General features: G+C 71.8%; 11 protein-coding genes. 8 read left to right on the forward strand and 3 right to left on the reverse strand.

What is annotated here, in order from left to right:
• Positions 1-270 precede the first annotated feature (270 nt).
• From ABZY13_RS28080 to pgi, 7 genes are all read left to right on the forward strand, one after another.
• Positions 271-3225: a M14 family zinc carboxypeptidase gene (locus ABZY13_RS28080; RefSeq protein WP_356635554.1), complete on the forward strand. Its 2955-nt coding sequence runs from the start codon at positions 271-273 to the stop codon at positions 3223-3225.
• A gap of 168 nt (positions 3226-3393) precedes the next feature.
• Positions 3394-4401: a type I glyceraldehyde-3-phosphate dehydrogenase gene (gene gap, locus ABZY13_RS28085; protein WP_356635556.1), complete on the forward strand. Its 1008-nt coding sequence runs from the start codon at positions 3394-3396 to the stop codon at positions 4399-4401.
• Positions 4402-4547: 146 nt separating this feature from the next.
• Entirely contained in the window at positions 4548-5759 is a 1212-nt protein-coding gene (locus tag ABZY13_RS28090) for a phosphoglycerate kinase (protein WP_356635558.1), read from the forward strand.
• A gap of 6 nt (positions 5760-5765) precedes the next feature.
• Positions 5766-6542, forward strand: coding sequence for a triose-phosphate isomerase (gene tpiA / locus ABZY13_RS28095; protein WP_356635560.1), 777 nt, complete (start codon positions 5766-5768; stop codon positions 6540-6542).
• 101 nt (positions 6543-6643) lie between these two features.
• Positions 6644-6880, forward strand: coding sequence for a preprotein translocase subunit SecG (gene secG, locus ABZY13_RS28100; RefSeq protein WP_356635562.1), 237 nt, complete (start codon positions 6644-6646; stop codon positions 6878-6880).
• 216 nt (positions 6881-7096) lie between these two features.
• Complete coding sequence (locus ABZY13_RS28105; protein WP_073952427.1) at positions 7097-7432, forward strand: RNA polymerase-binding protein RbpA; 336 nt, start codon at positions 7097-7099, stop codon at positions 7430-7432.
• A 157-nt stretch (positions 7433-7589) separates the two neighbouring features.
• A complete protein-coding gene (pgi, locus tag ABZY13_RS28110; protein WP_356635565.1) occupies positions 7590-9242 on the forward strand; it encodes a glucose-6-phosphate isomerase in 1653 nt (550 codons plus the stop codon).
• A 53-nt stretch (positions 9243-9295) separates the two neighbouring features.
• Here the strand turns inward: pgi and ABZY13_RS28115 are convergent, their stop codons facing one another.
• The 3 genes from ABZY13_RS28115 to ABZY13_RS28125 form a co-directional block, all read right to left on the reverse strand.
• The gene (locus tag ABZY13_RS28115) at positions 9296-11578 is read right to left on the reverse strand and encodes an FtsX-like permease family protein (protein ID WP_356635567.1); all 2283 of its coding nucleotides are present in this window, start codon (positions 11576-11578) and stop codon (positions 9296-9298) included.
• A gap of 58 nt (positions 11579-11636) precedes the next feature.
• Positions 11637-12368 carry an ABC transporter ATP-binding protein gene (locus tag ABZY13_RS28120; protein ID WP_356635633.1) on the reverse strand — a complete coding sequence of 244 codons (732 nt, stop codon included), beginning with the start codon at positions 12366-12368 and terminating at the stop codon, positions 11637-11639.
• A gap of 101 nt (positions 12369-12469) precedes the next feature.
• The gene (locus tag ABZY13_RS28125) at positions 12470-12985 is read right to left on the reverse strand and encodes a PadR family transcriptional regulator (RefSeq protein ID WP_356635569.1); all 516 of its coding nucleotides are present in this window, start codon (positions 12983-12985) and stop codon (positions 12470-12472) included.
• 126 nt (positions 12986-13111) lie between these two features.
• Here ABZY13_RS28125 and ABZY13_RS28130 point away from each other — a divergent pair, with 126 nt between their 5' ends.
• On the forward strand, positions 13112-14380 hold the full coding sequence (locus ABZY13_RS28130) for an ABC transporter substrate-binding protein (protein ID WP_356635571.1): 1269 nt from the start codon (positions 13112-13114) through the stop codon (positions 14378-14380).
• The last annotated feature ends 104 nt before the right edge of the window (positions 14381-14484 follow it).

Here is a 14484-nt window from a genome sequence, read left to right on the forward strand (position 1 = left end):
GGGCCGACCGCTGCCGAACTCGCCGTCCGACCGCCGACCGGCCGAACCGCCGGCCCGACCGGCCGGCCTCACCGGGCGACCCGCCTCGCCGTCGGCCGCCGGCCGACCTCGTCGGCGAATCCCGACACCCCGTCAAACCGCCGGAGCCGACGCCCCCTTGGGCGATCGGCCCCGGCGTCCCCCGTTCCCGTCGCACTCTTGACTCGATCAAGAAGTGTCATGAGCCTGGCACCTATTCGCCGCTGTGGCGAACCAGTACCAGGGGGGTACATGAGACACAGAGCGGGATTGATCCTCGCTGTCGGCGCGCTCCTCCTCGCAGGAGCGGGCACCGCACCCATCGCCCAGGCACAGCCCTCGAACCCGGCCGAGGCCGAGGCCGAGGAAGTCAAGGTCTTCCGCGCCGAGGTGACGAAGCGGCAGGTGCCCCTGCTGCTCGCCGCCGGACAGGACGGCCACGAACTCAGCGAGCGCGTCCCCGAGAAGGGCACCGCCACCGTCGAGGCCTTCCTCACCGACAAGCAGGCCGAGCAACTGCGCGAGCAGGGCGTCGAGCTCGCCGAGCACACCCTCTCCGCGCGCGCCGAGGCCCGCGTCGAGGCCGCGGCGGACGGGGTCTTCCGGCCGTACAGCGGGCCCGGCAACCTCAAGGAGGAGATCCTGCGGACGGGGCAGGAGCATCCGTCCCTCACCAAGGTCGTCTCCATCGGCAAGACCGTCCGGGGGCAGGACATCCTGGCCGTCAAGCTCACCAAGAACGCCAGGAAGACCAAGGACGGCGCCAGGCCCTCGGTGCTGTACCTGTCCAACCAGCACGCGCGCGAGTGGATCACGCCGGAGATGACCCGCCGGCTGATGCACCACTACCTGGACAACTACCGGACCGACCGGCGCATCAAGCGGATCGTGGACACCACCGAGCTGTGGTTCGTCATCTCCGCCAACCCCGACGGCTACGACTTCACGCACGCCGCCGACGGCGACCGGCTGTGGCGCAAGAACATGCGCGACAACAACGGCGACGGCGCGTACACCATCGGGGACGGCGTCGACCTCAACCGCAACTTCGCCTACAAGTGGGGCTACGACGACGAGGGCTCCTCCCCGTATCCCACCAACCAGACCTACCGCGGCCCCGGCCCGAACTCCGAGCCCGAGACCAAGGCCCTGGACGCCCTCCAGAAGCGCATCGGCTTCGAACTCGGCATCAACTACCACTCCGCCGCCGAGCTGCTGCTGTACGGCGTCGGCTGGCAGGTCGCGACGCACACCCCGGACGACGTGCTCTACAAGTCCCTCGCCGGCACCCCCGGCAACTCCGCCATCCCCGGCTACCTCCCGCAGCTCTCCTCCGAGCTGTACACCACCAACGGCGAGGCGGACGGCCACGCGGCCAACGTCAACGGCACGGCGATGTTCACGCCCGAGATGTCGACCTGCCAGACGATCTCCAACCTCTACCCGGACGACCCCTGGAACGCCGCGGACTGCGCCTCCGGCTTCAACTTCCCGGACGACGAGAAGCTGATCCAGGACGAGTTCGAGAAGAACGTCCCGTTCGCGCTGTCCGTCGCCGAGTCGGCGGCCCGGCCCGACCGGCCCAAGTCCTCGGTCGGCGTGGAGGCCCCCGACTTCACCCCGGCGCCCTTCACCACCTCCTACTCGCGCGGCGCCGACCAGGAGGTCTCCGTCGTCGTGCGCAAGTCGGTGCGCGACAAGGAGCTGAAGTACCGCGTCAACGGCGGGCGCGTCCACGACGTGGCCCTGCGGCCCTGGCGCGGCGGCGAGACCTTCGGCGGCGAGGACAACCTGTACTTCGACGAGTACCGTGCCAAGGTCCTCGACGGCTCGCCCGGCGACGAGGTCGAGGTGTGGTTCAGCGGCGAGACCCGCGAGGGCAGGCCCACCCGCAGCGAGAGCTTCACCTACACGGTGGCCGAGCGGCGGCGCGCCGACGTGCTCGTCGTCGCCGAGGAGGGCCAGAGCGCGACCCACGCGCAGACCTACGTCGACGCGCTGCGCGCGAACGGTCACCGGGCGCTGGTGTGGGACGTCGCCGAGAAGGGCGCGCCCGACGCGCTCGGCGTCCTGAAGCACTTCGGCACGGTCGTCCACTACACGGGCGCCGTGCGCCCCGGCAACGCCACTCAGATGGAGCTGCGCGCCTACCTGAACGAGGGCGGCAAGCTGATCGAGGCGGGCGAGACGGCCGGCGGCTCGGTCGACCTCGGCGACGGCACCCTGTCGAACGACTTCAGCCAGTACTACCTGGGCGCCCACAGCCGCACGTCCCTCCCGGGCGTCACCGGCTTCGACGGCGTCGGGGCGCTGGACGGCGTCGTCGCGCCGCTCGGCGACGCGCCCGGCAACCCGCTGAACACGGCCGGGTCCTTCGGCGTCACCTCCGACACCCTGCCGGTGGAGACGTTCCCGCAGTTCGAGAGCGCGGGCGCGGGCCGGTACCCGGGCACGGTGAACCCGTACGGCCCCTACGAGGGCGAATCCATGGCGGCGGTCACGCACTCCGACTACGCCTGGAACCGGCTGACCCGCACCATCGACCTCACCGGCGTGAGCGCGGCCGACCGGCCCACCCTGCGCACCCGGCTGCTGTGGGACACCGAGGAGGGCTACGACCACGCCGTACTGGAGGCGCACACCGCGGGCGCGGACGACTGGACCACGCTCCCGGAGGCGGGCGGCGCGACCGGCACCGCCGTACCGGCCGAGTGCGAGGCCGGCTACTTCATCCAGGCGCACCCCGCGCTGAAGCGCTACCTCACCCCGGGCGACGCCGGCTGCACGCCGACCGGCACGAGCGGGGCGTGGAACAGCTTCACCGGGGCCTCGGACGGCTGGCAGCAGGTCGAGTTCGACCTGTCGGCGTACGCCGGGAAGACGGTCGAGGTCGCGCTGAGCTACATCACCGACCCCGGCTCCGGCGGCCACGGCGTCCTGGCCGACAACGCCACCGTCGTCATCGGCGGCGCGGCGGGCCCGGCCGACGGTTTCGAGACGTCTCTCGGCGCGTGGAGCACGCCCGGTCCGCCCGCGGGCAGCCCCGCGGTCATCAAGGACTGGGGCCTGGCCGGCGAGCTGTTCCGGACCTACGGGGCGGTCGCCACGGACGACACCGTGCTGCTGGGCTTCGGCCTGGAGCACGTGGCCTCCGAGACGAGCCGTGAAGCGCTCATCCGAAGGGCTCTCACGGCACTTGAGAGCTGATCCGGGCGGGTGGCCCGTACCCCTACTCGCGGGTACGGGCCACCCCGCCTTGTATGGGCGTCTCGATGTCACCCCGGGGCCCTCAGGGAGGTAGGGTCGTAGGCGGTCGGGGACATCCCATACAGCTCGCCGGTCTCACAACCGGCGTACCAACGAGGAGATCGGTTCGTGACGATCCGCGTAGGCATCAACGGCTTTGGCCGCATCGGTCGTAACTACTTCCGCGCGCTGCTGGAGCAGGGTGCAGACATCGAGATCGTGGCTGTCAACGACCTGGGTGACACCGCGACCACCGCGCACCTGCTCAAGTACGACACCATCCTGGGCCGCCTCAAGGCCGAGGTGTCGCACACCGCCGACACGATCACCGTCGACGGCCACACCATCAAGGTCCTCTCCGAGCGCAACCCCGCCGACATCCCGTGGGGCGAGCTGGGCGTCGACATCGTCATCGAGTCGACCGGCATCTTCACGAAGAAGGCGGACGCCGAGAAGCACCTGGCCGGCGGCGCCAAGAAGGTCCTCATCTCGGCTCCGGCCTCCGACGAGGACATCACCATCGTGATGGGCGTCAACCAGGACAAGTACGACCCGGCGAACCACCACGTCATCTCCAACGCCTCCTGCACCACCAACTGCGTGGCGCCGATGGCGAAGATCCTGGACGAGAACTTCGGCATCGTCCGGGGCCTGATGACCACGGTGCACGCGTACACCAACGACCAGCGCATCCTGGACTTCCCGCACAAGGACCTGCGCCGCGCCCGCGCCGCCGCCGAGAACATCATCCCGACCACCACGGGCGCCGCCAAGGCGACCGCGCTGGTCCTGCCGCAGCTCAAGGGCAAGCTCGACGGCATCGCGATGCGCGTCCCGGTCCCCACCGGCTCGGTCACCGACCTGGTCCTGGAACTCGGCCGCGAGGTCACCAAGGAAGAGGTCAACGCCGCCTTCCAGAAGGCCGCCGAGGGCGAGCTGAAGGGCATCCTCGAGTACACCGAGGACCCGATCGTCTCCTCCGACATCGTCAACGCCCCGGCGTCCTGCACCTTCGACTCCTCCCTGACCATGGTCCAGGAGGGCAAGAACGTGAAGGTCATCGGCTGGTACGACAACGAGTGGGGCTACTCCAACCGCCTTGTCGACCTGACGGAATTCGTCGGCAACCAGCTCTGATCGGCTGAAGCGGGCACTTCGGTGTGAGAGCAGGGCTCGGGCGGCGCGGCGCGCGCCGTCCGAGCCCTGACTCGCGTACGGATCGGCCCGCAACGGATCCATCACTTCCGATCACGAGCGATCACGAGCCACACAGGAGTCCCCTCATGAAGACCATCGACGAACTGCTCGCCGAAGGCGTCGCCGGCCGGCGGGTCTTCGTCCGCGCCGACCTCAACGTGCCGCTGGACGGCTCCGTCATCACCGACGACGGACGCATCCGCGCCGTGGTGCCCACCGTCAAGGCCCTCGCCGAGGCGGGCGCCCGCGTGGTCGTCGCCTCTCACCTGGGCCGCCCCAAGGGCGCCCCGGACCCCGCCTTCTCGCTCGCCCCGGCCGCCGCTCGGCTCGGCGAACTCCTCGGCGCCGACGTGGCGTTCGCGACGGACACCGTCGGCGACTCCGCCACGTCCACGGTCGCCGGCCTCGCCGACGGCGGCGTCGCGGTCGTGGAGAACCTGCGCTTCAACGCGGGCGAGACGGCCAAGGACGACGCCGAGCGCGCCGCCTTCGCCGAGCAGCTGGCCGCCCTCGCGGACGTGTACGTGGGCGACGGCTTCGGCGCCGTGCACCGCAAGCACGCCTCCGTCTACGACCTGCCGGCCCGGCTGCCGCACTACGCCGGCTTCCTCATCGCCACCGAGGTCGGCGTCCTGAAGAAGCTCACCGACGACGTGCGGCGCCCGTACGTCGTCGTGCTCGGCGGCTCCAAGGTCTCCGACAAGCTCGCCGTGATCGACCAGCTCCTCGGCAAGGCCGACCGGCTGCTGATCGGCGGCGGCATGGTGTTCACCTTCCTCAAGGCCAAGGGCCACGAGGTCGGCGTCTCCCTCCTCCAGGAGGACCAGCTCCCGGCCGTCAAGGAGTACATGGAGCGCGCCGAGAAGAACGGCGTCGAGCTGGTGCTGCCGGTCGACGTCGTGGTCGACGCCGCCTTCCCGGACCTGAAGACCAAGGCCCCCGGCAACCCGGCCACCGTCGCCGCGGACGCCATGCCCGCCGACAAGCTGGGCCTGGACATCGGTCCCGAGACCCGCAAGCTGTACGCCTCGAAGCTCGCCGACGCCGCCACCGTCTTCTGGAACGGCCCCATGGGCGTCTTCGAGCACCCCGACTACGCCGAGGGCACCAAGGCGGTCGCCCAGGCCCTCATCGACGCCCCGGGCTTCACCGTGGTCGGCGGCGGCGACTCCGCCGCCGCCGTGCGCACCCTGGGCTTCGACGAGAACGCATTCGGCCACATCTCGACCGGTGGCGGCGCCTCCCTCGAATACCTCGAGGGCAAGACGCTCCCCGGCCTCGCCGCACTGGAGGACTGACCCCGCATGACCACTCGCACGCCGCTGATGGCGGGCAACTGGAAGATGAACCTCAACCACCTCGAGGCCATCGCCCACGTCCAGAAGCTCGCCTTCGCCCTGGCCGACAAGGACTACGAGGCCGTCGAGGTCGCCGTCCTGCCGCCCTTCACCGACCTGCGCTCCGTGCAGACCCTGGTCGACGGCGACAAGCTGAAGATCAAGTACGGCGCCCAGGACATCTCCGCGCACGACTCCGGCGCCTACACCGGCGAGATCTCCGGCGCCATGCTGGCCAAGCTGAAGTGCACGTTCGTGGCGATCGGCCACTCCGAGCGCCGCCAGTACCACGGCGAGACCGACGAGCTGGTGAACGCCAAGGTCAAGGCCGCCTACAAGCACGGACTGACCCCGATCATGTGCGTCGGCGAGGAGCTGGAGGTCCGCGAGGCGGGCAACCACGTCTCCCACACGCTCGCCCAGGTCGAGGGCGGCCTCAAGGGCCTGCCGGCCGAGCAGGCCGAGAGCATCGTGATCGCCTACGAGCCCGTCTGGGCCATCGGCACCGGCAAGGTCTGCGGCGCCGAGGACGCCCAGGAGGTCTGCGCCGCGATCCGCGCGAAGGTCGCCGAGCTGTACTCCCAGGACGTGGCCGACAAGGTCCGCGTCCAGTACGGCGGCTCCGTCAAGGCCGGCAACGTCGCAGAGATCATGGCGCAGGCCGACATCGACGGCGCCCTGGTGGGCGGCGCCTCGCTGGACGCGGACGAGTTCGTCAGGATCGTGCGCTTCCGCGACCAGTGAGTATGCGCTGACGACGATACGTCGTACCCTTGCGGGGGCGCGGTGGCTTCAGGCCGTCGTGCCCCCGTCGTCCATCCGTATCCGAGGAAGTTGGTCCAGCCGTGGTTTTGGGGTTCTCGATCGCCCTGATCGTCTTCAGCCTGCTGCTGATGCTGCTGGTGCTGATGCACAAGGGAAAGGGCGGCGGCCTCTCCGACATGTTCGGTGGCGGTATGCAGACGTCCGTCGGCGGCTCCTCCGTCGCCGAGCGCAACCTCGACCGCATCACCGTGGTGGTCGGTCTGCTGTGGTTCGCGTGCATTGTCGTGCTGGGCATCCTGATGAAGATCGACAGCTGATCGGATCGCAGCCGCACCGCACCACGCACTTCCGCACGTAAGGCCCCATGATGGGTACGCGCAGCTGAGCGCGGCCTATCATGGGGCTTGCGTCTTGATGGGGGGCTTGTCACTCCAATCACTGGACGCGCGTTGGGCCTTACGTAGACTGAGGCGCTCGCAGCGAAGCGAAACGCCGAGTCGCTTTGCGGCACCATCACGCAGGGAGTTACGACCGTGGCAAGTGGCAACGCGATCCGAGGAAGCCGGGTCGGGGCGGGGCCGATGGGCGAGGCCGAGCGCGGCGAGTCCGCGCCGCGTCTGCGCATCTCCTTCTGGTGCTCCAACGGACACGAGACCCAGCCGAGCTTCGCCAGCGACGCGCAGGTTCCCGACACCTGGGACTGCCCGCGCTGCGGCTTCCCGGCCGGCCAGGACCAGGACAACCCACCGGCCCCGCCGCGCACCGAGCCCTACAAGACGCACCTGGCGTACGTCCGGGAGCGGCGCAGCGACGCGGACGGCGAGGCGATCCTCGCCGAGGCGCTCGCCAAACTGCGGGGCGAGATCTGACAGTCGACATCCGGCCGGACGCCCGTGGGCGCCCGGCCGGACCTGTCTGGCACCTGGACCGCAGCGGGCCGGCTTCACTTTGATCCATTAGGTTGGGTCCGGCAGCGGGGCAGCTACGCACCAGGGTGCACAGGCAGGAAGAAGGCTGGAGTCCCAGATGAACGCAGACGGCCGTATCAGGCTCAACCAGATGCCCGAGTGGTCCGCGCTGGCCAAGCACCGTGAGGAGCTGGGCGAGGTGCGGCTTCGGGAGCTGTTCGACGCCGATCCCGGGCGCGGCAGCGGCTACACCGTGCAGGTCGGGGACCTGTACGTCGACTACTCCAAGCACCTGGTCACCGACGAGACGCTGCGGCTGCTGCGCGAGCTGGCCGCCGCGACCGACGTGTTCGGCCTGCGGGACGCCATGTTCCGCGGCGAGAAGATCAACACCACCGAGGACCGCGCCGTCCTGCACACCGCACTGCGCGCCCCGCGCGACGCGGTGATCGAGGTCGACGGCGAGAACGTCGTGCCGAAGGTGCACGCGGTCCTCGACAAGATGGCCGGCTTCGCGGAGCGGGTGCGCTCCGGCGAGTGGACCGGCCACACCGGCAGGCCGATCCGCAACGTCGTCAACGTCGGCATCGGCGGCTCCGACCTGGGCCCGGCGATGGCGTACGAGGTGCTGCGGCCCTACAGCGCACGGGACTTGACGCTTCGTTTCGTCTCCAACGTCGACGGCGCCGACCTGCACGAGGCGGTGCGGGACCTGGAGCCGGCGGAAACGCTGTTCATCATCGCGTCCAAGACCTTCACCACCATCGAGACGGTCACCAACGCCACGTCGGCGCGCAAGTGGCTGCTGGACGCGCTGGGCGACGACGCGGCGGTGGCCAAGCACTTCGTCGCCCTGTCGACGAACGCGGAGAAGGTCGCCGAGTTCGGCATCGACGTCGAGAACATGTTCGAGTTCTGGGACTGGGTCGGCGGGCGCTACTCGTACGACTCCGCCATCGGCCTGTCCCTGATGATCGCCATCGGCCCCGACCGGTTCCGCGAGATGCTCGACGGCTTCCACCTGGTCGACGAGCACTTCCGCACCGCGCCCGCCGAGTCCAACGTGCCGCTGCTGCTGGGCCTGCTGGGCATCTGGTACGGCAACTTCCACGACGCCCAGTCGCACGCCGTACTGCCGTACAGCCACTACCTGTCCAGGTTCACGGCGTACCTCCAGCAGCTCGACATGGAGTCCAACGGCAAGTACGTGGACCGGGACGGGCGCGAGGTCGAGTGGGAGACCGGGCCCGTGGTGTGGGGCACGCCCGGCACCAACGGGCAGCACGCCTATTACCAGTTGATCCACCAGGGCACCAAGCTGATCCCGGCCGACTTCATCGGCTTCGCCGAGCCGGTCGCCGAGCTGAGCGAGGAGCTGAAGGCCCAGCACGACCTGCTGATGGCCAACTTCTTCGCCCAGACGCAGGCGCTGGCCTTCGGCAAGACGCCGGACGAGGTGCGGGCCGAGGGGGTCCCGGAGGAACTGGTCGCGCACAAGACGTTCAAGGGCGACCACCCGACGACGACGATCCTGGCGCGCGAGCTGACGCCGTCGGTGCTCGGCCAGCTGGTCGCGCTGTACGAGCACAAGGTGTTCGTGCAGGGCGCGGTGTGGAACATCGACTCCTTCGACCAGTGGGGCGTGGAGCTGGGCAAGGTCCTCGCCAAGCGCGTCGAGCCCGCCCTGACGGAGGGCACGGACGTCCCGGGCCTGGACGCCTCCACCAAGGCGCTGGTGGCGAAGTACCGGGAGCTTCGGGGACGCGGCTGACCTTCCGCCCCGGCGGCGTGCTCCACGCCGCCGGGGCGCACGTCGTCTCCCCGTCAGGCCACCGCGCTGAGGGTGTCCGCCAGGCGGCGCTGGGCCGCCCGGGTCGCCGGGACCGCCGCCAGGGCCGCCGCTCCCGCCACGGCCGCCGCCGCCAGGGCCAACAGGAGCGCGGGGGAGGGGAGTTGGGCGATGCCCGCGCCGATGCCGCTCGATCTGCCCTGGGCGTCGATCAGCCAGCGGGCGAGCGGCAGGCCCAGGGCCGTGGCGAGGGCGACGGCGGTCAGGGTCGTGCAGGCGGTGGCCGTGACCGTGATCGCGGTGATCTGGCGCGGTGACAGACCGATGGCCTTCAGCGCCAGCAGGTCCCGTTCGCCCTCGCGGACCGTGCCGCTGATCGCGGTGAGCAACTCGATCAGCCCGATCAGGGCCAGCACGGCGATCAGCCCCAGCACCACCCCGCGCAGCGGGGACAGGCCGTCCGCCGGGTTGGTCACGGCGTGCACGTCCAGCCGGCCCTCGCCCGCACCGGTCAGGCGGGCGGTGACCTCCTCGGGGGAGGCGTCCGGCTTCAGGCGCAGCTGGTACAGGGTCGGGCGCAGGCCCGGGTCGTTGGCGCGCAGGGTGTCCAGCGAGGTCGAGATGACCCGGCCGGCGTTCTCCGGCTCGATGCTGCGGCCGACGATGTGCAGGATCTGCGGCTGGTCGCCGACGGTCATCCGCACCCAGTCGCCCACCCGCACGTCCAGGAGGTCCAGCAGGCCCTGCCCGGCCACCGCCTCGTCCGGGCCGTGGGCCGGGCGGCCCTCGGCGAGGGCGTAAGGGTAGGGCTCACGGTGGGTGCCGAGGCCCCGCAGGGCGATGGTCGCCGTCTGGCCCGGCACCAGCGCCGCCACCTCCACGCCCGGGTAGGCGGCGGCGACCCCCGGGTCGCGGGCCAGCAGGGCGCGGGCGTCCCGGTCGCCGAGGCCGGCGTCGGCGCGGACGGTGAGCGCGGCCGGCAGGCCGATCCGCTCGGGGCTGTGGTGCACCCGGTCCAGCGTGGTCCACGCGCTCATCGCCACCACGATCAGCAGCAGCGGCAGCCCCAGCCGGGCCACCGCCGCCAGGGATCGCGGACGCCGGGCGAAGGCCCGGTGCAGGCCCAGCACCAGCGCGGGCGGCACCCGCACCCCGAGCGCCCGCCGGGCCACCCCGGACAGCCGCCCGCCCAGCGGCGCCGCCGGCCGCGGCACCGGCACCGGCGGCACCCGCCCCGCCCGCCACGCCGCCAGCCCCGTCGTCGCGCCGATGAACAGCACCGCGGCCACCGGCACCCCGGACAGCGCCAGGGTGTGTCCCGGCAGGCCCTGCCACACCCCGACCGCGTCCCCGAGCCGCCCCGGCACCCGGCTCCCCAGCGCCTCGGTCAGCGCCGCCGCGGCCACCGCGCCCAGCAGCGCGTAGGCCAGGTGCTGGAGCAGGAAGACCCGGACGACCTGGGCCGGCGTGAAGCCGATCGCCTTCAGCACGGAGATGTCCCGCAGATGACCGCGGATACGGGTGCCGATCGCCCCGTGCACGGCGAACCCGGCGGCGACCAGCGCCCCGAGCCCGAACAGCCCGAGCACCTGGCCGAGCAGCCGGTCGTCGCCCTGCGCCTCGGCCCGCGCCTGCCGCCAGGTGGAGACCTCGCCGATCGCCCCGGCGCCCAGCACGGTCACCGCCCGCTGGACGGCGTAGTCCGTGTCCTGCGGATCCGTCAGCCGCAGTCCGACCACCTGCCCGTCCGGGTCGCCCACGGCGGCCGGCGGCGCCCACACCAGACCCGGCCGCTCGCCCGGCCGGTACCCCGGCTCGGCGCTGTCGGCGATGCCCAGCACGGTCAGCCGGCGGCCCTCGGCGGTCAGCGCGAGGGTGTCGCCGGGCTCGGCGAGCAGGGCGCGGGCGAGACGGCTCTCCAGGACCACCCCGTCGGGCCGGGCCGGGTCGAGCCAGTCGCCGGCCACGAGCGGCGGGCGGACGGCGTCCGGCCGGTCGGCGGTGCCCCGCAGCTGCACGGAGGCGCGGGTGCCCCGGGCGGCGACGGTGGCGGAGGCGGTCGGGTAGGGCCCGGCGACGGACTCCACGCCGTCCAGCGAGGCCAGCTTCCCGGTGTCGGCGGCGGCGTCGGTGTGCAGCCAGACATGGGCGCCGCGGGACTGGCTGAAGACCCGCTGCCAGGGGTTGGTGGCATAGCCGAAGAGCGCGGCGGCCAGCAGCAGGGAGGCGACGATGCCCGCGGTGGCGAGCACCAGGAACAGCGCCTCGCCGCGGTGCGCGCGCAGATCGGAGTGCGCCCAGCGCAGGGTGGCTCGCACGGTCAGCCCTCCCGGCCGCGGACGTCGTACTCGCGCATGTCAGTCCTTCTCGCGCATCTCAGTCCTTGAGCTCCAGCACCCCGGATATGCCGCGGCGGCGCGGCGGCGGGGCGGCGTCCAGCTCGGCGTCGTCCACGATCCGCCCGTCGAAGAAGCTGATCACCCGGTCCGCCGCACTGGCCAGCCGGGCGTCGTGCGTGACGAGCAGGATGGTCTGCCCGCGCTGGTGGAAACGGGACAGCAGCCGCATCACCTCGCGGGTGCCCCGGCTGTCCAGGCTGCCCGCGGGTTCGTCGGCGAGCAGCAGCGGCGGATGGTTGACCAGCGCCCGGGCCAGCGCCACCCGCTGCTGCTCGCCGCCGGACAGCTCGCCCGGCATGCTGCGCCCCTTGCCCGCGAGGCCCAGCTCGGCCAGCAGCCGTTCCCGCTCGGCGCGTGCCCGCTTCGGGGAGGCGCCCGCGAGCAGCGCGGGCAGTTCGACGTTGTCGGCGACGGACAGGTTCGACACCAGGTTGAAGAACTGGAAGACGATGCCGATGCGCTTCCTGCGCTCCACCGCCCAGCGGGCCTCGCCGTAGGAGTCGGTGCACTCGCCGTCCAGCCAGATGCTGCCGGCGTCCGGCCGCTGCAGGCCGCCGAGCAGATGCAGCAGCGTCGACTTGCCGGCGCCGGACGGGCCGGTGATCGCCACGAACTCGCCGCGGCGCACGCTCAGGTCGACGCCGCGCACGGCGTGCGCCGGGGCGCCCTCCCCGTGGTGCGTCTTGGCCAGCCCTTCGGCGCGCAGCACGGGCGCCTCGGCATGCGCCGCCGGCGTCCCGGCGCGCGCCTCGGGCGCTCCGGCGCGGACCACGGGCGTCCCGGCGCGCGGCGCGGGAGCGGAACCCTCGCTCACTCCAGCTCCTCCAGCTCTTCCTGGCACCGCTCCAGCCAGTCGAGGTCGGCCTGCAGATGCAGCATCGCGCCCTCGATCAGAAGATGCGCGATGCGGTTGTCGCGGTCCTCGGCGGCGGCGAGCTTGGAGAGACTGCGCATGGTGTTGAGGTACTGGCGCCGCTGCTTGTTGATCAGGGCGATCTGGTCGGCGAGACCGGTCTGCGGGGCGAGCGCCAGCTTCATGAAGAACTCGTCCCGCACCCGGGGCTCGTCCGAGGGCTCCGCGTACCAGGCGCGCAGTTCCTCCCGCCCGGCGTCGGTGAGGTGGTAGACCTTCTTGTTGGGCCGGCTCGACTGCTCGACGTCCTCGCCCTCGATCAGTCCGGACTTCTCGAGGCGGCCGAGGGTGACGTAGATCTGGCCGACGTTCGGCTGAGGGTACGCGGAGCCCAGCAGTTGCTCAAGGTCCTGCTTCAGTTCGTAGCCGTGGGCCGGGCCGCGTGCGAGGAGTGCCAGGAGGGGGAGGCGCACTCGTGCAGTCCTCCTGTCCGCCGCGTGAGGTGTGCCAAGGCCCTAGTATCGCCCATTGCCTAACAGGTATACATGCCTCTGACGCCGGGCGACGGGGCCCGGCGCCGGTGGTACAGGGAGGAACCTATGCGGTGGATGCGTGCCGCCGGTAGGGGCCTCCTCGTCCTCCTCGTGGTCCTGACCGGCTACGCCGCCTCCGGGGCGCGGGCCCAGGACGCGGCGGACGGCGGGCGCGGCCCGCTCACCCTGGCCACCGCCGGGGACCTCACCGGTTATCTCGGCCCCCTGCTGGAGGGCTGGAACCGCACCCACCCGGGCGAGCGGGTCACCCTGGTCGAGCTGCCCGACTCCGCCGACGAGACCCGCGCGCAGATGGCGACCGACCTGCGCTCCGGCGACCGCAGCCGGTTCGACGTGCTCAACATCGACGTCAACTGGACCTCGGAGTTCGCCGCAGCCGGCTGGATCCGCCCGCTGCCGCCCGACCGCTTCCCGCTGCGGACGTTCCTGCCGCCGGTCGTGGACACCGCGACCTACGACGGCCGGCTGTACGCCGTCCCGTACGTCACCAACGCCGGGCTGCTGCTCTACCGCAAGGACGTCCTCGAAGCGGAGGGCGTTCCGCCGCCGCGCACCTGGGCCGAGCTCGAGCGGTACGCGCGCACCCTCGCGCCGCGGCACGGACTCGACGGTTACGCGGGCCAGTTCCTGCCCTACGAGGGCCTCACCGTCAACGTGGCGGAGGCCGTGTACTCCGCGGGCGGGACGATCCTCGGCGACGAGGGCGCGCGGGTCACCGTGGACTCCGCGGCGGCCCGCGAGGGCGTCGGCTTCCTCGCCCGGGGCGTGCGCGAGGGATGGATCCCCGAGGAGGCGCTGACGTACAAGGAGGAGGAGTCCAAGCAGGCCTTCCAGGACGGCCGGCTCCTCTTCCTGCGCAACTGGCCCTACGCGTACGTCGCCGCGTCCGCCGAGGGCTCCCGGGTCGCCGGGAAGGTCGGCGCCGTGCCGCTGCCCGGTCCGGACGGGCCGGGGACGAGTGTCCTCGGCGGCTCCAACCTGGCCGTCAGCACCCATGCCCGGCACCCCGACTCGGCCGCGCGGCTGATCGCGTACCTCACCGGGGAACGGGTCCAGCGGCAGGTCCTCACGCGCGGCGCGCTGCCGCCGGTGCGCGCCGAGCTGTACGAGGACCCGGCGCTGATCCGGTCGTTCCCCTACCTGCCGACCCTGCGGGCGAGCGTGCTCGCCGCCGCGCCGCGGCCCAAGAGCCCGCGCTACGACCAGGTGAGCCTGGCCGTGCAGGCGGTCGTGCACGACGCGATGAACGGGCGCCAGACGCCCGAGGACGCGGTGCGCCGGCTGGCGCGTGAGCTGGCGGCCGTCTCCCGCTGACAGCAGCGGATAGTTACTCGTTAGGTAACGGCGATATTCCAACTGCCCTCGGCGTGTCCGGATAATGCCCGCTTTATTCGGTCAACTGGCCGGGATGTTCTGTT

It is taken from the genome of Streptomyces sp. NPDC006610 (assembly GCF_040611575.1).
GTDB lineage: Bacteria > Actinomycetota > Actinomycetes > Streptomycetales > Streptomycetaceae > Streptomyces.